The following is a 25,262-nucleotide window of genomic DNA, read 5'->3' on the forward strand; positions in this document are numbered from 1 at the left end:
GCCATTTCTTCCGGAAATCATGAACCGGAAGTGGCGGATCTTCCGTGCGGGGGGCAGTTATGTTCCGGAATATCAATAAACGATAGCTGGTGCATTTTATGGAATATCTATCATCCGGAAAGTTTTTACTGTCACCGTGAAAGATATTCTGATTCTGTTTGTTACACTATTCGACCTTACATTTTCAGTCATCTGGCACAACGTATTGTGGGTCGATTTAAAGGATATATCATGAAGCGTTCAATTTTGTTTGCACTCGCCCTTGGCGCCTCCCTCCCGCTGGCGGCTCATGCCCAGTCTTCTGACCAGAGTCAGGGTAGCGAGCAGGGCGAACATCGCGGCCATGGCCATCATCATGGCGAGCGTGGGGGCGAAGGCCAGAATGACGGCGGCCAGAACGGTGGCTGGGGCCGTCATGGTGGTCGTGACGGTGGCGAAGGCCAGGGTGATGGCGGCCAGAACGGTGGTGGCTGGGGTCGCCATGGTGGCCGCGACGGTGGCGAGGGCCAGGGTGATGGTGGCCAGAACGGTGGCGGCTGGGGTCGCCATGGTGGCCGCGACGGCGGCGAAGGCCAGGGTGATGGCGGCCAGAACGGTGGTGGCCAGAACGGTGGTGGTTGGGGCCGTCATGGTGGTGGCGACCGTCACGGCGGTGGCTGGAACCAGAACAACAGCTCCAGCAGCAGCTCCACCAGCTCCAACTGATCCCGTCTTCCAGACGAAAGGCCCGGTTTTCCGCCGGGCCTTTTTTATGACGGTCGCCCATGTGCCGCATCTATTGGGCAGGTGGCCCTGGTAAATAAGTGAACGGTCCGGTTCTTTTGGTGCGTGGTCATAAAGCGGCCATTCGACCGGGGTACCCCAACGTTTGCCTGGATATCCCGCTCTCCTTGCATGATCAGTACGGGCTTGGAGACTGCCTCAAATCAAACCATTTATAATGAACAATAAAAGTTTCTGGGCGACGCCTTTCGAAGCTTTTTGCAAAAAGCTTCACCAAAAACTTTTGGTTTTTCAATCGGATGTCAGGATAACGGACGGCATCATGGGGTTGATCGCGGGATGTATGGTAATACGCCGCGTCAACAGGCCGCTTTTCCGGAAACATGTCGGAACTGGTGGTGTCCGCGGCGGGATTCGAACCCACGGCCCCAGGATTCATCCCACTTCGACTTTCGCCGCCGCCATCATGCGATGGCGTTCGTGGTCTGGACTGTCCCTTCACCATGGACCCACGGGGGATCGGTAGGTGCTGCCCATCCAGTCTCTACACCTTTCCGGCGCGGGGCCGGACTTGGCTCGGGATCGGCACGGCATCGTTGCCAGAGCGTTCCCCGAATTTGAGCAGATCCGCCACGCGGTTTCCCATCGTGACGCCCAATTTGAAACCAGGAATCCTGTGCTCTATCCTGCTGAGCTACGCGGACACACCGCTTCTGTGTAGCGAACCGGGGGAACGGGGGCAAGCCGCAATATGGGCTATCCCCGGCGCTGGCGCGCCATTATCCGTGCCTGCGCCGTCAGTTGCGCGATATGGCGCTTGCACAGGATCACGTCGGGACTTCCCGTCTGCTTGCACGCCAGTTCAAGCTGCTGTGTCTGCTCCGCCGCCTGCATCAGGGCGGGGGCGCTCCATAATGAAACGGCGCGGCCGAATGCGTCCGCGCGCCTGAAGAAAACCGGCGGTCGCAACCCGGCCATCGCTTCGGCGCGGCCCTGTCCCGAATCCATCGCCAGACGCACCCGGCGCAGGCGATGGATATGCGACAGAAGGGCGCGCGCGACGGCAATCGGTGTCATGCGGTCCGTCGTCATGGCGCGTTCAATGGCAAGGTCGGCCGCGGCACGCTCCCCCACCATCGCGGCAAAGGCCGCATCTTCGAGGGAGACACTGGCCGCGTCGCCAATGCTGGCGCGGACGTCATCCAGCGTCAGGCGCCCACCTTCGCCGGCGAAAAGGAACAGCTTTTCCACTTCGGCGCGTGTCGCCGCGCGATCGGGGCTGGCGCGTTCGGCAAACCATGCCAGCGCATCGGGGTCGATTTGCACCCCCAGCGCGCCAAGCATCTGGCGGATGCTGCCCTCCAGCGCGCGCCCTTCCTCCGGGTAACAGGCGATGACGGCGCAATTGGGGGCCTTTTCCAGAAGGGCACGCAGCCTGGAGCGGGATTCCAGCCCCGGCGCCTCGATGATGAGCAGCGTATCGGTCTGCTGCGCCAGGCATTCCTTCAGGGTGGCTGTCAGGCCGTCGCGCCCTTCGCGTACCCACACGACGCGACGTCCGCCCACCAGCGACAGCGCCGTGCATTCTTCGGCAATGCGGTCATGGGCGTCGCGGCCAAGGATGGCGACCCGGAAGGGATCGTCCAGCTGGGGCGTGATGACCTGCGCCGCCTGTGTCGCGCGTTCGCGGATCAGGCCGGCATCTTCGCCATGCAGCATCAGGACGCGCCACGCCCCGGGATCACGCAGGGTGGAGGTAATCGCGCGCGGGCTGATCTTCACTGGTTTTCGCCGTTGCCGCCGATGCTGACATTATCAGGCACGTCGGACCCGACACTGGTGGAGGTGCTGGTGCTGTTCTGGTCATCCAGCTGCGAATTCGACCGCCCCGTCGCCAGCGCGGGCAGGCCGTCGGGGCCGGGACGCTGCGAGGGCATCTGGTTGTTGTCGACGTTCGGCATGGAATCCGGATCAATGAAGCGGGGCTGGTTCTGGTCCGCGTCCGAACCGTCCGTCGCGGGTTTCGCATGGGTGCGGAACCATATGGCCACCTGCTGGGTGATTTCCTCGGCCATGTTCTTGGCGACGCGGGTGCGCACGGTTTCCAGGTTTAGCGACAGGGCAAAATACTGTTCATAGGTATTGTTGACCCCGTCGATGATGTTCGCGTCCCCCTGCGCCAGCAGGTGTGGGGTCGCGCCGATGGTATAAAGCTGCCAGTGGGCAAAGGCGGTTGTGCGCGTGCGGCCGCTGGTATTGTCGGAATGGATGTCCACCGCCTCGTTCATCATGTAGGTGCGGATGCTCAGGCTGTAGCGGGTGGGATTTTCAGGCCCCGCCCCGCCCAGGTCCTGTTGCAGGAACTGCCGCAGCTGCTGGCCATAGCGTTCGGTAATGCGCGGGACATAGACCTGCTGCAGCTCCGCCGCGACATCGGTCACGGTGGGCCGTCCATCGGGGCCAAGGTGCTTTCCTGTCGTCTTGTACATGGGCGAGAAGCCGCAGCCGCCCACCATCGCCAGCAGGGCCACGGCGGCAAGTGAACGGAAACGGGAACGACAGGAAAGGCCGGGCATCTATTTCGCGATCACGAAATTGACGATGCGCCCCGGCACATGGATGCGCTTGACGATCCGCGCGCCTTCCAGCAGGCGGGCCACATTCGGCTCGGCCTCGGCCCGGGCGATGACATCGTCGCCCGCCATGTCCGGCGGCACCGCGATCGTGCCGCGCAGCTTGCCCATGATCTGCACCGCGATCGTGACCTCCTTCGCGGCAAGCAGGGCAGGATCCGCCCTGGGCCATGCGCGTTCGACCACGGCCGCGCCGCCGGGTTCCAGCAGCGCCATCATGGCCTCGGCCTGATGGGGGACCATCGGCGCGCACAAAAGGCACAGCGCCAGCGCGGCTTCGCGACGGGCAAAGGCGACGCCAGCCTCGTCCGCGTTCCTTTCCGCGTCGGACAGCGCCGATGTCAGTTCATGCAGGCGCGCGACGGCGACGTTGGGGCTGAACCCCTCCAGCGCCTCGGTCACGGCGGCGATGGTGCGGTGGGTGGCGCGACGCAGCGTATCGGCGGCCGGTGCGACCTGCGCGGGGCAGGTGGCTTCCGCCGTGGCCTGCGCCGCGACAGCGCGCACGACCCGGAACAGGCGCTGCAGGAAACGCGCCGCCCCGGCCACGCCGGATTCCGTCCATTCCATGTCGCGTTCCGGCGGGCTGTCCGACAGGACGAACCACCGGGCGGTGTCCGCGCCAAAGCGTTCGATGATCGTCACGGGGGCCACGGTGTTGCGCTTGGACTTGGACATCTTCTCGACACGGCCCACGGTGACCGGCGTGCCGTTGTCGCGGCGGACCGCGCCCGTGGCCGTGCGCTCGACCTCGTCCGGGTACAGCCAGTTGCCCGCCGCGTCGCGATAGCTTTCGTGGTTGACCATCCCCTGCGTGAACAGCCCGGCAAAGGGCTCGTCCACGTTCAGGTGCCCGGTTTCATGCATGGCCCGGGTAAAGAAGCGGGCATAGAGCAGATGCAGGATCGCATGTTCGATGCCGCCGATATACTGATCGACAGGCAGCCATCCGTCGGCCGCCGGGATCACGGTCGGCTGGGCCGCGTGCGGGGCGGTGAAGCGGGCGAAATACCACGAACTGTCGACGAAGGTGTCGCAGGTATCCGTCTCCCGCGTGGCGGGCTGGCCGCATCTGGGACAGGCGACATGTTTCCATGTCGGGTGGTTTTCCAGCGGGTTGCCCGGCCGGTCGAACGTGACATCCTCGGGCAGGACCACCGGAAGCTGATCGTCAGGGACAGGCACCGCACCGCACGAGGCACAGTGGATGATGGGAATGGGGCAGCCCCAGTAACGCTGCCGCGAAATGCCCCAGTCACGCAGGCGCCAGTTGACCACCCCGCGTCCCACGCCCAGCCCCTCGAGACGGGCGATCGCCTCCTTCTTGGCGGTGGGGATGTCGAGTCCGTCGAGGAAGGCGGAATTGAACAGCGTGCCCTGCCCGTCGGTGGCCTTCGTGGTCACGCTGAAGGTCTGCGGGTCCGCGTCGGGCGGCAGGATGACGGGGATGAAGGGCAGATGGTACTTGTTGGCGAAATCAAGGTCGCGCTGGTCCCCGCAGGGGCATCCGAACACCGCGCCCGTGCCATATTCCATCAGCACGAAATTCGCGATCCAGATGGGGAACGACCTGTCCGGCATGAAGGGATGGGACACCCGCAGCCCGGTGTCGAACCCGCGCTTTTCCGCCGTTTCAATGGCCTCTTCGGAGGTGCCAAGGCGATGGCATTCCGCGATGAACTCGGCGGCCTGCGCATTCCGTGCCGCGACCTTGGCCGCCAGCGGATGGTCCGCCGCGATGGCAAGGAAGGACATGCCGAACAGGGTGTCGGGACGGGTGGTGAACACCTCCACCGAATCAAGGTCGACGTCAAAGCCCGCAGGCGGTTCATGCAGGCCGAAGCGCACGCGCGCGCCCTCCGACCGGCCGATCCAGCGTTCCTGCATCGTGCGCACCCGTTCGGGCCAGCGCGGCAGGTGCGACAGCCCGTCCAGAAGCTGCGGCGCGAATTTCGTGATTTTCAGGAACCACTGCGACAGCTGTTTCTGTTCGATCAGCGCGCCCGAACGCCAGCCGCGCCCGTCAACGACCTGTTCGTTCGCCAGGACGGTATTGTCCACCGGGTCCCAGTTGACCCAGCTTTCGCGCCGTTCCACCAGTCCCGCGGCCAGCATGTCGAGGAACAGCTTCTGCTGCTTGCCGTAATATTCCGGCAGGCAGGTCGCGATTTCGCGGTCCCAGTTGAAGGAAAAGCCCAGTTGTTTGAGCGTCGTGCGCATCGCGGCGATGTTGTCCATCGTCCACTTGCCCGGATGCACGCCGCGTTCGCGCGCCGCATTTTCCGCCGGCAGCCCGAATGCGTCCCAGCCCATCGGATGCAGGACGCTGAATCCCTGCGCGCGCTTGTACCGCGCGACGACATCGCCCAGCGTGTAATTGCGCACGTGACCCATGTGAAGCTGCCCCGACGGATAGGGGAACATCTCCAGCACGTAATATTTCGGGCGGTCGGCGGGGGGGACGTCGGGCACGTCGAAAACGCCGCTGCGTTCCCATTTTTCCTGCCACAGCGGCTCGGCTGTGGAAAAGTCATAGGCGGCGGGCGTGTCGGCGGAAGGATGGGAATCAGTCATCGTGGTCATGGTCCGGTGCGCGAGGAATCAGTTCGAGTGGCCGCTATCGGCACGCAGCTGGCGCGCACGGGTCAGGATCTTGGAGGTGATGTCGGAAACCGTGTTGGCGGCGACCGGGGTATCGACCCACTGGTTGTCCTGCTGCACCTGGCGGAACACCGAAACGCGCACGGCATCGGAACGCAGGTCGCTCGACAGGATGAAGCAGGTAATCTTGAAACGCTCGTTCTGCGTGGCGGGGGGGGTGTACCAGTCCGTCAGGATCACGCCGCCCACCGCGTCCGCCGACGCGAACGGCATGAAGGACAGCGTGTCGATCGCCCCGCGCCACAGGAAGGCGTTGACCCCGCTTTTGGCCAGCTGGTCATTGCCGCCGGTGGCCCCGCGATCTTCCTTCAGCAGCTTGTTCTGGGGCCGGGCAAGGCCGCTGGCGTCGTGCGGCCCGCTGGAGCACGCGGCCAGCAGGGCGCCAAGCATCAGGACCGGCAGGCCCCTGCGCGCCACGTGGCGGGAAGAGTGGCAAAGGGCGGCGGAAAATGGCGGACGAAGGGTCATGATGCCTCTGTGGACGCCGGGGATGGACCCCGCATGTGGTATTTCGGCCCCGTGTTCCCCGTCCCGTCATGATATGCCGGAACGATCGGCCACGGTCCTGCCTGTGTCGATACGCTGTCCTTCATATCCCGCCACGCCGGTCCCGCCAAGTCACGCGGCGACTTTCTGTGCCGCCATCATGACGGGGATGCCTGCCGGGCCGTGGCATGGGTCATGGCACTGTGGCGCCGATGATAGTACCTATGTGTCGTCCCGGCCCCATGCGCCATGGCGGCACGGGCATGGACCAGCAGGCATGACAGGGAGGATCCGCGGGCAGGGTGCGACATACATTCATCACGACTTCCGACATCATGAACATCATGGCAGTGACATTGGGGGTGCTGTCCTGTCTGGGGGGCATGGCGGTGCCCGTGGCGTCCGGATGGGCCGCCGCGTCCTCGCCCACGTCGGCCGCGCGTGCCGCCGACATGGTGGCGCGCATGCGGCCCGAGGAAAAACTTTCGGTCCTGCGGGCCTTTCCCGCCCCCCAGGCGGAGGGGAATGACGCGGGCGCGGGACTGCTGACATGGCCCGGCGTGCCACGGCTGGGCCTGCCTGCCCTGCGCATGCCCCGTTTCGATGACCCGCATGCCCCTGCCTCCGCCATGCCGCAGCTGCCGTTCCTCGCGCTTGCGGCAAGCTGGGATCCCGCGCTGGCCCATCGCGCGGGCGTGCTGCGCGCGCATGACGAATGGGGGCGGGGACGGGCGATGGTCCGTGTCGGTGGGGTGGACCTGCTGCCTTCGGGCCGCCTGCAGGCGGGCGAGGATCCGTTCCTTGCCGGGGTGACGGCGGGCATGGTCGCGTCGGGACTGATGGCGGGGCATGTCGTGCCGGTCTTTGCCGCCCTGCGTGCGGAGGAACAGGGGCGCGGCGACGGGGTCGTCGCCCTGCCCGCCACGCTGCCCGCCGGGGTGGGACAGTTCATGAACACCAGCATGATGGGGCTTTCCGTCGCGCTGGAAACCGCGCGCGGCGGGGCGGTTGCGTGCGGGGGGATGGTGCATGCCTGTGGCGCGCTGTCGGGGCTGGCGGGCATGTTGCGCGACCAGTGGCATTTCGGCGGCATGCTGATGGCGATGCCCGGCGCGCTTGCGGGAACGGATGGCGTGCCCATGGCCCCCGTGACGGCCGTGGCCGATGGCGTGGACATGGAACAGGCGGGCGGCGCGGACGAAGGCGTGTATGCCGCCCCACTGCGTCGCGCGCTGGCCTCCGGCGCGGTGCAGCCCGCGCGTATCGACCAGATGGCGCAGCATGTGCTGACGTCGCTGTACGGAACCGGGGTGCTGGACCACCCGCCACCCTTCACGCGCGACAGGAAGGCGGCCGCCCCGGCAGGCCCCGCGCCGGTGGAGGGGCTGATGGCCGATATCGGGGCCGAAGGGATGGTCCTGCTGCAGAATGAAAACCAGGTCCTGCCCCTTGATGACCGCAACGGGCCTGTCCTGCTGCTGGCGACGCAGGACCTGGCCGGCCCGCTCGCCGCGCTGGGCGCGGCCCTGCAACATGATGGCATCCGGGTCAGCCAGAGCATCGTCAGCCGCGGCGCGCCGCCCCCGCCGCAGGCGGCACAGGTCGCGCGGGCCGTGGTGCTGACGGATCGGGACGCGGACAATGCGTTCATCACCGCGCTGGCCGATCTGGGCGGTCATGTCGTGACCATCATGATGTCCGACAGCCCCGACCGGGCGATGCCGTGGCTGGATGTGGTGGACAGCGTGATCCAGGCATGGTCATGGCATGATGAATACGCCGCCCCGCTGGCGGCCATGCTGACGGGGACGCGTGATTTCTCCGGCCATCTGCCGATGACGTTCACGGGGGGATTCTATCCCCCCGGCATGGCCTATGCCGATTACCATGCGTTCGAAAGCGCCCATATCGCGCCGCTGTTCCCCTTCGGTTATGGCCTGTCGGTGGGCGGGGAGGTGTCATATGGCGACGTGCACGTCACCCATGAGGACACGACGCATCTGGGCGCGACCTTCAGCGTGACGGATACATCGGACCATCCCGTGCGTGCCGTGGCGCAGCTTTACCTGACCCCTCCGCCCGAGGCGGGAGGGGTCAAGCGCCTGGTCGGATGGCGCAGCATCGCGCTGACGCCCGGACATGCCGCGCATGTCAGCATCCCGGTCGATCCCCACATGCTGGGGCAATGGGACGCCACCGCAGGGGCATGGTCGGTTCCCGCCGGGACCTATACCCTTTCGGTGGGAAGTTCCGCCGTCATGCTGATGCATCAGGCCAGCGTGCGGCTGCCGGCGCTGCATGTGCCCGCAACACTTGAGAACCTGCCGCCGCCTACATCCCAGGGCGAATGACGATGCACAGCAGGCCCTGGTTCTTCAGGCTGGAACATGCCTTGCCCGCCGCCGCCTGCGACAGCCCCGCCAGGCGTGCGCGATAGATCGGCGTCCCGCGCGCGCTGGTGACCGGGATCACCATGCTGCGTGCGCCCTGAAGGGCGGCGAAATCCCCCTGCCGCGCCATGGTGGTGGCGAAACGGGCCTGCCCCTCGGTAGAGAAGGCGCCCACCTGCACGCTCCACGCGCCGTAATTCACCCCCGCGCCGGAGGATGCCGTCACGGTCGTGGCGGTGCAGCGCGCCGACGGATCGTACGCCGCGTCCGGGTCCTGCACGCAGCGCGTCGTTGCCTGCGCGGCGGGCGTGCGGGTCGGCGCGGGCGGGTTGAGGGTCGCGTACTGCAGGACGGCATGCTGGTTACGGCCGCCCAGCGCGACCGGCGTGCGCGTCACCGGCTGTCCCGGTCCGGCATAGATCGCAAGCGGACCGCTCAGCGCGACGGAATTGCCAAGGTTGGGCGTGATGATCCGCAGGTAGCGCACGGTCTGGCTGGGCAGGGGGCGCCCGTCCTCCAAATAGTCGTTGAGGCGTTCGATCCCCGCATTGTAGGCGGCAAGGAAACCCGGCGCACCGTACAGTCCATACAGCGTGCGGATATAGGCGGTGCCCGCAAGGATGTTGTTGCGCGGGTCGTAAGGGTCCGATCCCAGGTGGTTGCGCTTCTGCATGTCGCCATAGGTCTGGGGCATCAGCTGCATCAGCCCCATCGCGCCACTGGCGGACGTGATGGGATGGCCGTCCATGTATTCATGCCCGCCCGATTCCTTCTGGATGACGGCGCGGATCCATGGCTGGGGTACGGCAAAGCGGTTCGATGCCTCCTCGATATAGGGCTTCCATGGATCGTCGGCCGGTCCCGGCGCGCGATAGGCGCCGCTGCTGGAATAATAACGCGAATAGTGCGAGGTGCCCCTGGGCGCGTTGGAGGCGCAGCCCGCCAGCGCAAGGGCCATGCAGCCCGCAAGGGCGACGGCGCGGGGGGCGGAAGGGAAAACGGACAGGGGGGACGGGGTGTCGGGTTTCAGATCAGGCACAACGCAGCCAGTTCGCGACGCATGTCATCGGGAAGGATATCTCCATTCATGTCGGAATGCCCAAGGTCGGGCGGCGCGTCGGCGGCACGCAGGTAACGCCATCCCTGAAAGGGACGCATGCTGCGTGGCGCGACCGGCACGATCAGCGGGTCGAGGGTAATCAGGGCGCAGGCCACCCCGTCGTCGCGGGTGTCGGGACGGATGCCGGTAATGCGCTGGCGGCACATGATCATTCCGGCGATGACGCGGTACAGCGACCCGCCCTCCAGTATTTCCCCCGCGCGGCGGGGATACATCCGCGTACGCAGCCATGGCTGCCCCGACGGGGCGGTTCCGTCCAGCCCGTCGCCGGGCACCGGCGGGTTGGGCTGCTGGCGTTGCGCCAGTTCCGCGATACTGCCGACCCCCACCGCCAGCTTGACCATATGCAGCATTACCGGACCTCCCGCGTCATTCAGGGACGCGCCGGGGCGGGGGTAATGTCGCTCTGCGCTTCCTGCGCGAAGATGTCGCGGAAACGCGTGGCGTCCACGCCGCGCACGATATGCACCAGCCGCACCCCCTGTTTTTTCGGCGCAAGCTGTTCGGGCCAGACATAGGCGTGCCCGTAATTCGGGCCGTGGGTCAGGTCGATGTCCATGAAGGCATCGACGCTGGATGTCACCAGCGACGGTTCGGCGGCGATCGCGCTGGTCAGTTCGTCCCACATCGGCAGCGGTTCGTAATACTGCGCCAGGTAACGCGTCATGGGCGTGGCCTTGCGCGTGATGCGGCTGAGGTAGTCACGCGACATCATCAGGTCGTTCGAGACGCTGCCGACCACCGTGACCGACGCCCATGGCGCGGTCAGGGCGATATGCGCGGCCTCGGGGTCGAAAATCATGTTGAAGTCGGAGGCGAAATCCGCGTTTCCCGTCACCGACATCATGCTGGTGTCCAGCATGCCCCCCATGAAGATCAGCTTCTTCGCCGTTTCGGCAAAGGTCGGGTCCAGCCGGATGGCCAGCGCAAGGTTCGTCAGCGGCCCGGCGGCGACGATGGTGACCTGGTGCGGATGGGCATGGACCTGTTCGATCAGGAACTGCGCCGCGCTCTGCGTTACCGCCCGCATGTGCGGCATGCCTTCCTTCAGCGGGGGAAGGGGCGGCTGCTGGTCGGGGGTGGAATCGATCGCGCCCAGCCCGCCCCATGCCCCCTTCCACGGGATGGTGCCAAACTGGTGCTCATGTTCGCGCAGGGCGGCCACCGTGTTGACCAGCGGATAGACCGCGCCGTCGGCCACCGGCACGTCCGTGCGGCCGATGATTTCAAGGAACCGGCGCAGGTGGGCGGATTCCGCATTTTCCCACCCGTCGCCGCTGACGACCGTAAAGCCCAGCACGCGGACATGCGGGTTGAACAGCAGCGGGATGATCGACTGCTGGTCCGAACCGCCGGGGCCAAGGAAATCGTTGTCCTCGATCACCAGTTCCGGCCCGGTGGGGGACGGTGCGGCGCCGGACGGTGTGGCGGCATGCGATCCGGCCGGCAGCCCGGCCCACAGGCCGAACGCGCCCATCAGGCACAGGCCCATATGGCGTGCCCTGTCGTGAATCCTGTCGTAAAGGCCGGCGGCCCGTGGCGGGGGCGACATGAATGAAGAAGACACGGCGGTGGTTTCCTTCCCTGACCAGACAGTCCGGCTTGGCCATTTCATGGCGCGCTCCTCCTATACCACCAGCGCCGCCAGCAGGCTTTCAAGGCGCAGGCGTCCCTGCGCCGTCGCGCGCAGGCGTGTTCCGCCCCCGCGCCACTGCAGGTAATCCTCATCAAGGGCCGCGCGCAGGATATCGGGGTCCGTTGCCTGCTGCAGGCTCATCCCCGTGCGGCGGGCGAAACGCCCGGCCGCGATTCCCTCATCCAGGCGCAGTCCCATCAGCAGCATTTCCCGCGCTTTTTCGCGGGGGGCAAGTGCCTCTTCATGGGTCAGGCCGCTGCCGGTTTCCTCCACCCGCCTTGCCCATGGCTCGGGCGCGCGATGGCGGCGCGTCGCATGGGTGACGCCGCCGGACGTCATGCGCCCATGCGCGCCCGGCCCGATCCCCAGATAGTCGCCATACCGCCAGTAGGTCATGTTATGGCGGCTTTCCGCGCCCGGCCGTGCATAGTTCGAAACCTCGTATCCCGACAGGCCGTGCTGTCCCGCGACACTGGCCGTTTCCTCATACAGGCGGGCCGCAAGTTCATCGTCAGGCAGGCGGAAACGGTTCTGCCGGTACAGGCTTTCGAAGCGGGTGCCCGGCTCGATCGTCAGCTGGTAGAGCGACAGGTGGTCCGAGACGAGGGAGAGGGCCTGACGCAGTTCCGCCCGCCATGACGGCAGCGACTGTCCCGGGCGGGCATAGATCAGGTCGAACGAAATGCGGCCGAACAGCGCGCGCGCCTGCTCCAGCGCCGCGATGGCCTGTGTTACGCTGTGTTCGCGGCCCAGGAACCGCAGCGCCTCGGGGTCCAGGCTTTGCAGTCCCACCGAAATGCGGTTGACCCCGCCATCGCGAAAGGCGCGCAGGCGGCCGGTCTCCACGCTGGTGGGATTGGCCTCCAGCGTGATTTCGATGTCGGGGGACAGGCGGAACAGTTCGCCCGCGTCCTCCAGCAGGGCCGCCAGCGTTGCGGGTTCCATCAGGGAGGGCGTGCCCCCGCCGAAAAAGATGGAACCCAGCACCGGCCGGCCCGCGCGGTCGGGGCCGATGCGCCCCGCCTCGTGCCGCAGTTCGCGGCGCAGGGCACTGCCGAAACGCGCCTGCGGGATCACGTCGCGCACATGGCTGTTGAAGTCGCAGTACGGGCATTTCGACAGGCAGAAGGGCCAGTGCACATAAAGCGCCAGCGTCTGCTCCGCCCCAAGGCCCGTCCCGGTGGAGGATGCCGGGGCGGGAACGTGCGAAGGCGCGTCAGATGGCAAGGCGGACGCCAAGCTCAACCACGCGGTCGGGCGGGATGCGGAAGAATTCGGTGGCGGGCGTCGCGTTGCGTGCCATCAGCAGGAACAGCGACATGCGCCAGCGCGACATCTTGGGCACCGAGGATCGGACCAGCAGTTCGCGGCTGGTGAAGTAGGAGGCCTGCAGCGCGTCGAAGTCCAGCCCGCTTGCCTTCAGGTCCTCCAGCGCGCGGGGCAGGTTGGGCGTTTCCATGAAACCGTAACGCAGGATGATGCGATACATGTCGGGGGCAAGCTCCTGCAGCGCAACACGGTGGCCACGGTCCGCCTCCGGCTGGTCAAGGGTCTGGACCGTCACGAACAGGACGTGATCATGCAGCACCTTGTTGTGCTTGAGGTTATGCAGAAGGCACGCCGGCACGAAATCCGGCGTGGCGGTCATGTACACCGCCGTTCCCGGCACGCGGATGATCCTTGATTGCGGCAGCCGCGCAAGGAAGGAGTTCATCGGCATGCTGTCCTGCTTCTGCCGGTTCATGATGAGCTGACGGCCCTTCTTCCATGTCGTCATCATCAGCGTCAGCACGATGCCCAGCATCACCGGCACCCAGCCACCCTGCGGGATTTTCATCGCGTTGGAGGCGAAGAAGGTCGTGTCGATGATGAAAAAGCCGCCGAACGTCGTGATCGCGGCGGCGCGCGACCAGTGGTACAGGCGGCGGAACACCACCATCGCCAGCACGCAGGTGCACATGAACGTGCCCGTCACCGCGATGCCATAGGCGGAGGCCAGGGCGTCGGAACTGCGGAAGCTGAGCACGAGGAGCAGCGCGCCGGTCATCAGGAAGCGGTTGAACTCCGGCAGGTAGATCTGGCCCTCTTCCTCCGCATTGGTGTGGGTGATGCGCATGCGCGGCAGGTAGCCAAGCTGGATGATCTGCCGGCACAGGGAAAAGCCCCCCGAAATCCCGGCCTGGCTGGCGATCACCGTCGCGCAGGTCGACAGGATGATCATGGGCACCTGCAGCCAGTGCGGGCCAAGCAGGAAGAACGGGTTGGTCAGGCTGGACGGGTCCGCGATGATCAGCGCGCCCTGTCCCAGGTAATTCAGCGCAAGGCACGGCAGCACGCAGAACAGCCATGCATAGCGGATGGGCTGGCGGCCGAAATGCCCCATGTCGGCATACAGCGCCTCCGCCCCCGTGACCGACAGCACGACGGAGCCAAGGGCGATGAATGACAGCCACCCGTGATAGATGATGAACTGCACCGCATAGGTGGGCGACACCGCCAGCAGGATGCCCGGATGCTGCACGATCTGCGTAAGCCCGAGGATACCCAGAAGGCTGAACCACACCAGCATGATGGGGCCGAAGATGGTCCCCACCTTGCCCGTGCCATAGGACTGGACCGAAAACAGCCCCACCAGCACGACCAGCGCGATGGGTATGACCAGTTCACGCGCGGCGGGGAAGCTGACCTCCAGCCCCTCCACCGCCGAAAGCACGGAAATCGCGGGGGTGATCATGCCGTCGCCAAAGAACAGGCACGCCCCGCCGATCCCCACCATGCCCAACGCCACGCGAAGCCGGTTGGTCGTGGCGACGCGCTGCGCCATCGACATCAGCGAAATGATGCCGCCTTCGCCGTTATGGTCGGCGCGCATGATGAGGATGACGTATTTCACCGTCACGATCAGCAGCAGCGACCAGATGATGAGGCTGAGGACGCCGAGGATTTCCCACGGCTCGATCCTGTGGTGCTGCGACACCACCATGATGGTCGAACGCAGCGCGTAAATCGGGCTGGTGCCGATGTCGCCGAACACAACGCCCAGCACGCCCAGCAGGGCCGCGAATCCCACCGGGTTCGCGGCATGTTCGTGCTGGTCCGCGCCGTATTCCGTAACTTTTGACGGAACGGGGGAGGCCGTGGCCCTGCCGTCCGAAGCCTTACCGTCCGCGGCAGGGGTGCCATGGGCGGGCGTCGTCGGTTTTCCGGGGGCGTCTGGCCCCGTGGGTTGCGTCATGTCGTGACGGCTCCGCGGCAGTGAATATCAAGAAACAGGCAATATCATGCCCGGTACTTTCGCATACCCACAAGGGGGAGGGGCATCAAGGCCCGTATCCGCGCGGGTGCCATTCCGGCGATTTCAGGTCAGGCGATTTCAGGCCGGATGGGCCGGGCGGGGTCCGAAAATCGCGCTGCCGACGCGCACGTGCGTCGCGCCCGCCGCGATGGCCTGCTCGAAATCCGCGGACATCCCCATGGACAGCACCGCCAGCCCGTGTCGCGCGGCAAGGTCCGCCAGCGCGCGGAAATGCGGCATCGGGTCCTGATCGTGGGGGGGAATGCACATCAGGCCGACCACCGCATCGCCAAAACGCGCCTTTGCCGTCGTGATGAAGGTATCGGCCCCTTCCATCGCGACGCCGGATTTCTGCGTCTCGTCCCCGGTATTGACCTGCACCAGCAGTTTCGGCAGGCGGCCCGTCCGCTCGGCCGCCCGCGCGATGGCATCGCACAGGGACGGGCGGTCAAGGCTTTCGATCATGTCGGCGATGCGCACGGCCTCCAGCGCCTTGTTGGTCTGCAGGCCGCCGATGATGTTCAGGCGCAGGTCCGGCCACTGCGCGCGCAGGGGGGGAAATTTGGCGGCGGCCTCCTGCACGCGGTTTTCGCCAAAGGTCATCTGTCCCGCCCGCAGCGCCGCGACGACGCTTTCACGTGGATGGAACTTGGAGACGGCGACAAGCGTGATGTCCGCCGGATCGCGTCCGGCGCGCCGTGCCGCGGCCGCGATCCGCGCGCGCACCGTCGCAAGAGCCTGTGCGATATCGTGGCTCGCCGTGGCGCGGGACGCGGGTGCTTCATTCCCCGCTGGCCCTGCCGGGATGGTTGTGTCCTGCACGATGCGCCCTTTCCCCTGTATCGGAAAAATCGAAAATTCCTTGTTCCCGCATTCCCGCCCCTGCTCCGCGCGGCATTGAGGCGGCATGGAGCGGGATGGACATGGGACCTGTCCCGATACCATGTCGCGCGCCCGCGTGCCATCGGGGGCGGGGCGCGCGATCATGCGATGGGGAGAAGATGGCGGGGCAAATGCGGGGGACGCGCGAACGGACAGGGCATATCGACAAGGGGCATATCGACAAAAAACCTGTATGCCGGGGTGGCGGCGCGGGCGTCGGCGTGTCATGTGCGTGACCATGCCGGCGTGGTCACGCGTCGTCGCGGAGTTTTAGGGTTGAGTTTCTTGGTATCGAGTTTCAGGGCAGGATAAAGAATGAAACAGCCGTCGTCCGCACCCCGTTCGTCCGGACGTCGCGTCATGGGGGGGCGTGGCGCGCGGGCCGCCGCGACCGACCCGACCCGCGATATTGCCTTTGATATCGTCAGCGGCGTGATCGAACACCGGCGCATGCTTGAAACCTCCATGGAAAACTCCCCCACGGCGCGGGAGGCGGAACCGCGCGACCGCGCCGCGGCCCATCGTCTGGGCGCGTCCGTCCTGCGCCACATGGGCACCGCGACGGAGGTGCTGTCGCCTTTCCTGAAAAAGGAACCGCCCGAACCCGTGCGCGCCGTCCTGCTGATTGGCGTGGCGCAGCTCCTGTTCCTGGGCACGCCGGTCCATGCGGCGGTGGCGACGTCCGTCGCGCTGGCGCGCAGGCGGGGGCTTGCGCCGTTCGCCGGGCTGGTGAATGCGGTCCTGCGACGCATCGCGCAGCAGGGCGATGCCTGTCTGGAGGGGCTGGACCAGGAACGCCTCGACGTGCCGCCATGGCTGTGGACGTCGTGGGGGCGCATGGCGCGTCCCATCGCGGCGGCGCTGGGGATGGAGCCGCCGCTCGACCTGTCGATGCGGCCCGGCTGCCTGCCGCCGCCGGGGGGCGAAGTGCTGCCCAATGGCACCGTGCGGTTCCCTGCCGGCACGCGGGTGACGGAACTGCCGGGATTTTCCGAAGGGGAGTTCTGGGTTCAGGACGCGGCCGCCACGCTGCCCGCGCGGCTGCTGGATGTGAAGGCGGGGGAACGCGTGGCCGACCTGTGCGCGGCGCCGGGGGGCAAGACCGCGCAGCTTGCCTTTGCCGGGGGGGAGGTGACCGCCGTGGAACGCGATGCCCGCAGGATGGAGCGCCTGGCCGCCAACCTCGCGCGGCTGGGCCTGAAGGACCGGGTGAGGACGGTGCGCGGCGACGCCACGCAGTGGCGGCCGGACGTGCCGCTCGATGCCGTGCTGCTGGATGCGCCATGTTCGGCGACGGGCACGGTGCGCCGCCACCCCGACGCGATGTGGATCAAGCGCCCGCGCGACCTTGCTGGGCTGGCGGCGGGACAGCAGGCCCTGATCGCGGCGGCGCGGGACATGCTGCGTCCCGGCGGACGGCTGGTCTATGCCGTATGTTCCCTCCAGCCGGAGGAAGGCCCCGCCTGCGCCCGCGCGGCGGAGGAAATGGGCCTGATCGCCGATCCCTTCACGCCGGAGGAACTGTCCTTCCTGCCGCAGGCCCGCACGGCGGAGGGCTGGCTGCGCACGCATCCCGGCATGTGGGCGGCGCAGGGCGGCATGGACGGGTTCTTCGCCGCGCGCTTTCGCAAGGCCTGACGCGGAAGGGCGCGGGGTTCGCAAAACTATGGCCTGTCTTCGATATTCCTGATATCAAAGAGGTATGGCAGCTCTATCTTCTCCCCTTATCGCGCCGAGCGTCCTGTCGGCTGATTTTTCCCGCATGGCGGACGAAGTCGCTGCCGTCGAAAAAGCGGGCGCGGACTGGCTCCATCTGGATGTGATGGATGGCCATTTCGTCCCGAACCTGTCGATGGGCACGCAGCTGGTCAGCGCGCTGCGTCCGCATTCGCGCCTGCCGTTCGACGTGCACCTGATGGTCGCGCCGGTCGATTCGTATATCGCGGCCTTTGCCAAGGCGGGCGCCGATCATATCCATATCCATGTGGAGGCCGGGCCGCATACCCACCGTTCCCTGCAGCACGTGCGCGACCATGGGGTGAAGGCCGGACTTGCGATCTGTCCCGCCACCCCGCCCGAGGCCGCGGAAGAGGTGCTTGACCTGGTGGACATGATCCTTGTCATGACGGTCAACCCGGGGTTCGGGGGGCAGAAGTTCCTGACCAGCCAGCTTCGGAAAATCCGCACCCTGCGTGAAATGGCCGATGCCACGGGACGTGACATCCGCATTGGCGTGGATGGCGGGATCACGCCCGAAACCGCCGCCCTTGCGACGCAGGCGGGCGCGGATGTCCTGATTGCCGGCACCTCGGTTTACGGGCAGGAGGATTATGCCCGCGCCATCAATGCCCTGCGCACAGGCGGGGCATCCCGCCCGGCGTGAGGGGCGTTCACATCATCGGAGCGGTGGATCCGACATGGTCCTGAAGCGGCTGGCACAGGGTGCGCGTCTGTCGATGGCCCGGCTGCCGCTGCTGGTTGGCAAGGGGCGGGTGCCTGTCGCGCCGGTCCACAACATCCGCGACCTGTGGCCGGGCGATGCCGGGATCGGCGCCATGCTCATCAAGGGCAGCCTGACGCTGGCGGGATATACCCATCCCGTCGGGCCGGGAATGTGGGACAACCCCGGATATGAACCCGCGTTTCGCGAGGGACTGCACAGTTTCCGCTGGCTGCGCGACCTGCGCGCGGTGGGAACCGATGCCGCGCGCCTGCGTGCGCGCGCGCTGGTGGATGACTGGCTGCTCAATCCCCCCACCCATCCCATGGTGCGCGACTGTTCCGTGGCGGGGGCGCGGGTGGCGGCGTGGCTGGGTCATTACGATTTCTTCGCCGCGTCGGCCAGCGACCAGTTCCGCCAGCGCCTGATGGCGCGCCTGCTGGTGGAGGGGCGCACGATTGCCGCCCTGCTGCCGCCGGAATGCCATGACTGGCAATCCCTGACCGCGCTGAAGGGGCTGCTTGCGGTGGCGGTGGCCATGCCGGAATATACCGGGTTCCTCAGCCGGTACCGGCGTTATATCGATGGGGAGGTCGAACGCCAGATCCTGCCCGATGGCTGGCATGTCCAGCGCAGTCCGGAGGTACAGCTGCGCGCGTTGCGCGAACTGGCGGAAATGCGCGCGATGATGCAGGCCGCCCAGCATGCGCTGCCCCATTCGGTCGCCCTTGCGCTGGACAAGATGAGCCCCGTCCTGCGGGCCATGCGCCATGGCGACGGGGGGCTGGCGCTGTTCAACGGCAGCCATGAACGGACCGCCACCCTGATCGAGATGGTGCTGTCGCAGGCCACGCGCACGCGGGTGGTCGCCAATGCGATGCCTGATGGCGGATTCGTGCGGGCGCAGGCGGGACGTTCGCTGCTGCTGATCGACGCGGGCGCGCCCGCGCCCACGGGCCATGACCACAACGCGCACGCGGGGACGCTGTCGCTGGAATTTTCGTGCATGCGCCAGCGCCTGATCGTCAATTGCGGCGGTGGCCTGCTGCCGCAATGGAAAAAGGCGCTGCGCCAGACGGCAGCCCATTCCACCGTTGAGGTGGAGGGGCTTTCCTCCTCCGATTTTCATGAGGACGGCACCGTGGCGCGTCGCCCCGCCCATGTGGAGGTGGAGCATGCAACGCGCGAAGGCGCGCACTGGATCACCCTGTCGCATGACGGATATTATCCAACGGCGGGCGCGACCTATTCCCGGCGGCTGTATCTGGGAAGCGGTGGCGACGGGCTGCGTGGCGAGGAAACGATCGAGGGCGAACGCGAACTGGCCTTCGTCCTGCGGCTGCACCTGCATCCATCCGTCTATGCCCAGCCCGATCCCCAGAACGGCACCGTCGTGCTGGAGGCGGGGGAGCAGACATGGCGTTTCCGCGCCACGGGCGGTGAAGTCGCGGTGGAGGAAAGCGTCTATTCCGGCGGGACGCGGCCGGTGCCCTCCACCCAGATTGTCGTGCGCGTCACACCCGGTGGCGGACGCAGGCAGCCGGCTGGCGTCGATGACCCCGTAGCCAAGGGGGAGGAGGCCGGAAAAATGCCTGACGCCCCGCCTGCGGCGCGAAGCGGGATTCCGGATATTCCCGCGCCGGCGGACGTGCCGCCCGGCCGCAGGCGCAGCGTGATCCGCTGGGGGCTGGAGCGCGAATGACGCCCGGGCGGGGAATGAAAATCCTCGAAATCACGAATGTTGATTTCGCGCTGTATCATTTCCTGCATCCGCTGATGCGCCGGTTGCGTGACCAGGGACATGAAGTCGTCGGGGCCTGCGCCGAAGGGCCGCTGCTGGCGGGCGTGCGGGCCGATGGCTTTCGCGTGGAACCCGTAGCCATGGCGCGTTCCTTTTCCCCGCTGGCGCAGGTGCGCGCGCTGGGGGCGCTGATCCGCCTGATCCGGCGGGAACGGCCCGACATGGTACATGTCCACATGCCCATCAGCGGCCTGCTGGGCCGTTTTGCCGCGTGGCTGTGTGGCGTCCCGCGCGTGGCCTATACCTGTCACGGGTTCCTGTTCAACCAGCCCGGACCGGCATGGCGGCGGATGCTGGCGCTCGTGCTGGAATGGCTGGCGGGACGCATCACCGATATCTACCTCACCGTCTCGCAGGAGGAGGCGCGGGATGCGCGGCGGCTGGGCATACACCGGCATGCCACGGCCATCGGCAACGGACGCGATGGGAAGGTCTTTCGCCCCGATGCGCCGACCCGCCGCAGGGTGCGCGCCGAACTGGGGGCTGCGGCGGATGATGTCGTCATCCTCGCGGTTTCGCGTCTGGTGCGGCACAAGGGATACCCGGAACTGCTGGCGGCGATGCGCGACGTGCCCGAAGCCACGCTATGGATCGCGGGCGAGCGCCTGCCCACCGATCATGGTCCCGACATGGGGGCGTGCCTCGATGCGGCCGGGGCGGAACTCGGGCCACGGCTGAAGCGCCTTGGATATCGCGCCGACGTGGCGGACCTGATGGCGGCGGCGGACATCTTTGTCCTGCCCAGCCATTTCGAGGGGCTTCCCATGACGGTGATCGAGGCGATGCTGTGTGGCCTGCCGGTCGTGGGCAGCAATATCCGTGGCATCCGCGAACAGATTGTGGAAGGGGTGAGCGGCTTTTGCGTGCCGGCGGGGCAGGTTGCGGCCCTGTCGGCGGCGCTGGGGCGGCTTGCCCGCGACGCGTCGCTGCGCCGCCGCATGGGGGATGCGGGGCGCCAGCGCGCGCTGGAACTGTTTTTACAGGAAAGGGTGATCGCCCGCACGGCTGCCCTGCTGACGCGCGATGCGGGCGAAGGGCGTCAGGGCTGGGAAAGTTCGCCGCCCATTTCCTGAATCAGGGCCTGGGTTTCCTGCGGGTGGGTGTTGATCAGCTTCACGTTGGCGGGGTTCAGCGCGGGCGCGCCCTTGGGGGCCTGCTGGTGCATCAGGGCGGTCGTCATGCCGAATGTGGTGATGCCCATGACGAAATCCGAAGCACTCAGCCCATGGTCGCGCAGGATCGGCATCAGGCGTTCCGTCTGTGCCGTGCGTTCGATGGTCTGCGACAGGGACAGGTTGCTGGTGTCCGGCGGGGGAACGTTGCGCGCCTTGATCTCCTTGATGGTCGGGATCATGATCGCAAAGAAATTGTCAGGCAGGCGGTACTGCGCGGCGGCATTGATGTCATGCGCCATCGTCGCCTTCGGGTCGGGCGCGGGCTGTGCCTGTGCCGGGGCCGCCGCGGGTGCGGGCGCTGCCATCGCTGGCAGCGCAGGCAGGGCCACCGCAAGGGCGGCGGCAAGGATGTATGTGCGGAACGTCATGGCTGGCTGGTCCATTCCCCCTGTTTCATCAACGATTCGCGGCTGCCGTCATGGGTGATGGCATCCACGTCGATCCGGTTTGATCCGATCATCCAGTCGATATGGATGAAGCTGGAATTCGCGCCGCGCTCGCTCAGCTGCGCCTCTGTCAGGCTGTCGGTGTCGAGCATGCATTTGGTATAGGACTGTCCCAACGCGATATGGCTGGCCGCGTTTTCATCGAACAGCGTGTTGCGGAACAGGATGCCGCTGCTGGAAATGGGGGACGACGCGGGAACCAGCGCGACCTCGCCCAGGCGGCGCGCGCCTTCGTCGGTATCGAGTATGCGCGTCAGCACCTCCTGCCCGGCGCTGGCGCTGGCCTCCACGATGCGGCCCTCCTCGAAACGGACGGCGATATCGTCGATCAGCGTTCCCTGATGGAACAGGGGTTTGGTCGCGCGGACCGTGCCGTTGACGCGACGGGCGTGCGGGGTGGTAAAGACCTCTTCCGTCGGGATGTTGGGGTTGCAGACGATGCCGTTGCGCGCGGGTTCCGATCCGCCCGCCCAGGCATGGCCATCCGCCAGCCCGACCGTAAGGTCCGTATCAGGCCCCCGGAAATGCAGCGCCGCGAAACGTCGTTCATTCAGCCACGCGGCCCGGCGGTGCAGGATTTCGTTATGCCGCGCCCATTCGGCCACGGGATCGTCGGCGGTGACGCGCGATGCGGCGAAGATGGCGTCCCACAGCCGCGCCAGCGCCTGATCGGCCGGCAGGTCGGGAAAGACCTGCTGGGCCCATGCGGGGGTGGCGCAGGCCACGATGTTCCAGTTGATGGCGAAATTCGTGATCAGTTCCATCGACGCGCGACCCGCCAGCGAATTCGCGCGGGAGGCGCGGGCGACGCGTTCATGGTTTTCGCGCGCCAGCAGGATGGGATTTCCGCCGGTAATCGCCAGACGCGCCGCGCCATTGCGATAGGCATCGGCCATTCCGTCATGCAGCCATTTCGCCGCCGTGTCGAATGCATCGTCCGGCGCATGGCGGAAACGCGCCAGCGTGGTTTCGTCGTCGGTGTAGAAGGTGCTGACCAGCGACGCACCGGCGCGATAGGCATGTTCGGTGATGCGCCGGACCAGCGGCACGGCCTCCAGCGGGGCGGTGATCAGCAGTTGCTGGCCATGGGCGATGTTCAGCCCGACCCGGACCGCAACCTCGCCAAGCCGGTCCAGAAGTTCTGCGTGGTTGGGTACTGCGGGCATGCGTGGGTTCATCCTGTTGATGACGGTGCAGGGGCCGGGCGGGATGGAACCGCCCCGGCCCTTGGCGGGAAGCCTGTCACGATACGATAGACGACATTGCCGGGTTGCGTAAAATCATACCTTATCGTGGGAAAGGATGCGAAGGCGATGGAAATGACAGGTGCCCCGGACGCGCTCGGCGATGCCGTCAGGCTCTGCGCGCTCGATGCCGCGCGTGAACGTCCACAACGCGTCGTGACGCAGGGCCGCGCGCTGGTGGTATGGACGACACAGGACGGGCAGCCATGCGTGTTCGACGATCGCTGTCCCCATGGCAACGCGCGGCTGTCGGGTGGATATGTGATGTATGACCGGCTGGTCTGTCCGCTGCATATGTGGACATTCGGTGTGCATGGCGACGTGGATGCGCCCGGTGGCCGGATGGAGACGGCGAATCCGATGCCGCGCCCCTATGTCGCATGGGTCGATGACGGCGCGGTATGGGCCAGCGTGCGGCCCGCCCCTACGCCGGCCCGCGGACCTTCGTCCGTAGCGGGGGGAGCATCAGTCGTTGGGGCGCAGGCCAGGTCCTCGCGCATCAGCCAGCCACGGATGACCGCCAGGATATAGGCCTGCTGCGTCGGTTGCAGGTCATGCCCCTTGGTAAATCCATGCCATTTTTCGATACAGCCACGACAGCAGGTGCCCGTGGCGTGCTGGGCCACGAAAACCGGATGGCCCCGCCAGGGTGTCTGCCGCCCGTCCTTATGCGGATGGGCGGGGGCAAGCCGGGTCGCGATGAATTCGGTGGCATGGCGGGATACGGCCTGCAGCCCCTGCCGGCGCAGATAGGCCCGGTCCCTGTCGTCGAGATGGAATCTGGCGCGGAATCCCGAACGCGACAGCCGCGCCCACAGATCCGGCGCGACGGCGGGCAGGGGACATGTCGGGTCGGGTGGCGCGGGCGGTTCGCGTCGCGGTGGCGCGGGGGACGCGAACAGGTCCGCCTGCCGCCCATCCACGTCGTCGGTCACATTGTCAGCCGCGCCCGGCCCTGGCCTGCGGGCGGAATGGGGATGCCTCATCCGTTGTCCGGTGCCACCGCTCAGGCCGGGCGGACGAGGATGTGCTTTTTCCTGCCCGATGACAGCTTGAGGACGCCGTCATGCAGGTCGCCTTCGCCGATCACGCGCCCCTCGTCCGCGATGACCTCATCATTGAGGCGCGCGCCACCCCCACGGATCAGGCGCCGTGCCTCGCCATTGCTGGCGACAAGGCCGCTGTCCGCGAGCAGGCGGAACGCCGCGATGCCCTCGCGCAGGGTGGCGGCGGGAAGGGTGATGGTGGGCAGCGCGTCGGCGCTCAGCGCGCCTTCCTCGAACGTGCGGCGCGCGGCTTCGGCCGCTTCCTGCGCCGCCGCGCGACCGTGGCACAGCGCCGTCGCTTCGGTGGCGAGGACCTTTTTCGCCTCGTTGATGCCCGCGCCGGGCAGGGCGGCAAGGCGGTCGCATTCCTCGATCGGCAGGTCGGTGAACAGGCGCAGGAAACGCCCGACATCCGCATCCTCCGTATTGCGCCAGAACTGCCAGTATTCAAACACCGGCAGGCGTGCAGCCGACAGCCAGACCGCACCACGCGCGGACTTGCCCATCTTGGCGCCCGAACTGGTGGTCAGCAGCGGGGTCGTCAGGCCGAACACCTGCTGCTGGTTCATCCGGCGCACGAGGTCGATGCCCGAGACGATGTTGCCCCACTGGTCCGATCCCCCCATCTGCAGCGTCACGCCATGACGCGCGTTGAGTTCGCGAAAGTCATAGGACTGCAGGATGGAGTAGTTGAATTCGAGGAAGGTCAGCCCCTGTTCGCGCTCCAGCCGGCTGCGGACCGAATCGAATGACAGCATCCGGTTGACCGAGAAATGGACGCCCACGTCACGCAGCAGGTCGATATAGGACAGCCGGTCCAGCCAGTCGGCATTGTTCGCCAGCATGGCCCCACCGGTGGAGTCAAAGGACAGGAACTGCCGCAGGCATCCCTCGATCCCGTGCAGGTTGTGCGCGATCGTTTCCGCCGTCATGAGCTGGCGCGCCTCCTCACGGAAGGAGGGATCGCCGATCCGCGCCGTCCCGCCACCCAGTAGGGCAACCGGGCGGTGCCCATGCTTTTGCAGGAGCCGCAGCATCATGATCTGGATCAGGCTGCCGACATGCAGGCTGTCCGCGGTGGGATCGAACCCGATATACCCCGCGACCGGCCCGGCCTGCATGGCCGCGTCAAGCGCCTCCATGTCGGTGCACTGGAAGATGAAGCCACGTGCCTCGGCCTCGCGGAGGAATTCGCTTTTGGGCATGATCTCTACTGTATCTGCGGGTTGTCACCGATCCGCGACGGCGGATATGCGACGGGGTCTAGCACGGTCGCGCCCTGTG

20 protein-coding genes and 1 pseudogene are annotated in these 25,262 nt (G+C 66.7%); 6 read left to right on the plus strand and 15 right to left on the minus strand.

Annotated features, from left to right (window positions below; genetic code table 11):
• Positions 1-240 precede the first annotated feature (240 nt).
• The 5 genes from CFR71_RS07865 to CFR71_RS07885 all read right to left on the minus strand — a co-directional run bounded on the left by CFR71_RS07865 (position 241) and on the right by CFR71_RS07885 (position 6,485).
• Positions 241-648, minus strand: coding sequence for a hypothetical protein (locus CFR71_RS07865; protein WP_110529696.1), 408 nt, complete (start codon positions 646-648; stop codon positions 241-243).
• Positions 649-1,479: 831 nt separating this feature from the next.
• A complete protein-coding gene (gene holA / locus CFR71_RS07870) occupies positions 1,480-2,505 on the minus strand; it encodes a DNA polymerase III subunit delta (protein ID WP_110529698.1) in 1,026 nt (341 codons plus the stop codon).
• Positions 2,502-3,299: an LPS assembly lipoprotein LptE gene (locus CFR71_RS07875; protein WP_110529701.1), complete on the minus strand. Its 798-nt coding sequence runs from the start codon at positions 3,297-3,299 to the stop codon at positions 2,502-2,504. Before CFR71_RS07875 ends, holA begins: the two co-directional genes overlap by 4 nt.
• Entirely contained in the window at positions 3,300-5,930 is a 2,631-nt protein-coding gene (gene leuS / locus CFR71_RS07880) for a leucine--tRNA ligase (protein ID WP_110529902.1), read from the minus strand.
• A 27-nt stretch (positions 5,931-5,957) separates the two neighbouring features.
• A complete protein-coding gene (locus CFR71_RS07885; RefSeq protein WP_110529704.1) occupies positions 5,958-6,485 on the minus strand; it encodes a DUF3576 domain-containing protein in 528 nt (175 codons plus the stop codon).
• Between the two features lie 320 nt (positions 6,486-6,805).
• Here CFR71_RS07885 and CFR71_RS07890 point away from each other — a divergent pair, with 320 nt between their 5' ends.
• Positions 6,806-8,854, plus strand: a complete 2,049-nt coding sequence (locus CFR71_RS07890) for a glycoside hydrolase family 3 C-terminal domain-containing protein (RefSeq protein ID WP_239020308.1) — start codon at positions 6,806-6,808, stop codon at positions 8,852-8,854.
• On the opposite strand, the gene CFR71_RS07895 is transcribed toward CFR71_RS07890, so the two are convergent.
• From CFR71_RS07895 to CFR71_RS07920, 6 genes are all read right to left on the minus strand, one after another.
• Positions 8,835-9,851, minus strand: coding sequence for a lytic transglycosylase domain-containing protein (locus tag CFR71_RS07895; protein ID WP_110529905.1), 1,017 nt, complete (start codon positions 9,849-9,851; stop codon positions 8,835-8,837). The two genes, CFR71_RS07890 and CFR71_RS07895, sit on opposite strands and share 20 nt — an antisense overlap.
• Positions 9,852-9,919: 68 nt before the next feature.
• A complete protein-coding gene (locus CFR71_RS07900) occupies positions 9,920-10,366 on the minus strand; it encodes a DUF1489 family protein (RefSeq protein ID WP_110529707.1) in 447 nt (148 codons plus the stop codon).
• Positions 10,367-10,386: 20 nt separating this feature from the next.
• Positions 10,387-11,490 (minus strand): nucleoside hydrolase, encoded by a 1,104-nt coding sequence (locus tag CFR71_RS07905; protein WP_239020312.1) that lies wholly within the window; start codon positions 11,488-11,490, stop codon positions 10,387-10,389.
• 150 nt (positions 11,491-11,640) lie between these two features.
• Positions 11,641-12,801, minus strand: coding sequence for a radical SAM family heme chaperone HemW (gene hemW, locus CFR71_RS07910; RefSeq protein WP_110559302.1), 1,161 nt, complete (start codon positions 12,799-12,801; stop codon positions 11,641-11,643).
• A gap of 64 nt (positions 12,802-12,865) precedes the next feature.
• Positions 12,866-14,884, minus strand: coding sequence for a potassium transporter Kup (locus CFR71_RS07915; protein ID WP_110529716.1), 2,019 nt, complete (start codon positions 14,882-14,884; stop codon positions 12,866-12,868).
• A 138-nt stretch (positions 14,885-15,022) separates the two neighbouring features.
• The gene (locus CFR71_RS07920; protein WP_239020313.1) at positions 15,023-15,691 is read right to left on the minus strand and encodes a YggS family pyridoxal phosphate-dependent enzyme; all 669 of its coding nucleotides are present in this window, start codon (positions 15,689-15,691) and stop codon (positions 15,023-15,025) included.
• Between the two features lie 450 nt (positions 15,692-16,141).
• On the opposite strand from CFR71_RS07920, the gene CFR71_RS07925 reads away from it, so the two are divergent.
• From CFR71_RS07925 to CFR71_RS07940, 4 genes are all read left to right on the plus strand, one after another.
• Positions 16,142-17,464 (plus strand): RsmB/NOP family class I SAM-dependent RNA methyltransferase, encoded by a 1,323-nt coding sequence (locus CFR71_RS07925; RefSeq protein WP_110529722.1) that lies wholly within the window; start codon positions 16,142-16,144, stop codon positions 17,462-17,464.
• 64 nt (positions 17,465-17,528) lie between these two features.
• On the plus strand, positions 17,529-18,209 hold the full coding sequence (gene rpe, locus CFR71_RS07930) for a ribulose-phosphate 3-epimerase (RefSeq protein ID WP_110529725.1): 681 nt from the start codon (positions 17,529-17,531) through the stop codon (positions 18,207-18,209).
• A 34-nt stretch (positions 18,210-18,243) separates the two neighbouring features.
• A complete protein-coding gene (locus tag CFR71_RS07935) occupies positions 18,244-19,968 on the plus strand; it encodes a heparinase II/III family protein (protein WP_110529912.1) in 1,725 nt (574 codons plus the stop codon).
• Between the two features lie 14 nt (positions 19,969-19,982).
• A complete protein-coding gene (locus tag CFR71_RS07940; RefSeq protein ID WP_110529728.1) occupies positions 19,983-21,140 on the plus strand; it encodes a glycosyltransferase family 4 protein in 1,158 nt (385 codons plus the stop codon).
• Here the strand turns inward: CFR71_RS07940 and CFR71_RS07945 are convergent.
• Both CFR71_RS07945 and CFR71_RS07950 read right to left on the minus strand, forming a co-directional pair.
• Positions 21,107-21,610 (minus strand): hypothetical protein, encoded by a 504-nt coding sequence (locus CFR71_RS07945; protein ID WP_110529915.1) that lies wholly within the window; start codon positions 21,608-21,610, stop codon positions 21,107-21,109. The genes CFR71_RS07940 and CFR71_RS07945 overlap by 34 nt on opposite strands.
• Complete coding sequence (locus tag CFR71_RS07950; RefSeq protein ID WP_110529732.1) at positions 21,607-22,854, minus strand: aminopeptidase; 1,248 nt, start codon at positions 22,852-22,854, stop codon at positions 21,607-21,609. Before CFR71_RS07950 ends, CFR71_RS07945 begins: the two co-directional genes overlap by 4 nt.
• A gap of 153 nt (positions 22,855-23,007) precedes the next feature.
• Between CFR71_RS07950 and CFR71_RS16845 the strand changes: the two genes are divergently transcribed.
• Complete coding sequence (locus CFR71_RS16845) at positions 23,008-23,463, plus strand: Rieske (2Fe-2S) protein (protein WP_110529918.1); 456 nt, start codon at positions 23,008-23,010, stop codon at positions 23,461-23,463.
• Here CFR71_RS16845 and CFR71_RS16850 read toward each other — a convergent pair.
• Both CFR71_RS16850 and tyrS read right to left on the minus strand, forming a co-directional pair.
• Positions 23,424-23,918: pseudogene (locus CFR71_RS16850) on the minus strand (DUF4186 domain-containing protein); the annotation flags it as partial. The gene CFR71_RS16845 and the pseudogene CFR71_RS16850 sit on opposite strands and share 40 nt — an antisense overlap.
• A gap of 20 nt (positions 23,919-23,938) precedes the next feature.
• Positions 23,939-25,183 carry a tyrosine--tRNA ligase gene (gene tyrS, locus CFR71_RS07965; RefSeq protein ID WP_110529738.1) on the minus strand — a complete coding sequence of 415 codons (1,245 nt, stop codon included), beginning with the start codon at positions 25,181-25,183 and terminating at the stop codon, positions 23,939-23,941.
• Positions 25,184-25,262 lie beyond the last annotated feature (79 nt).

It is taken from the genome of Novacetimonas pomaceti, assembly GCF_003207955.1.
Taxonomy (GTDB): Bacteria; Pseudomonadota; Alphaproteobacteria; order Acetobacterales; family Acetobacteraceae; genus Novacetimonas; species Novacetimonas pomaceti.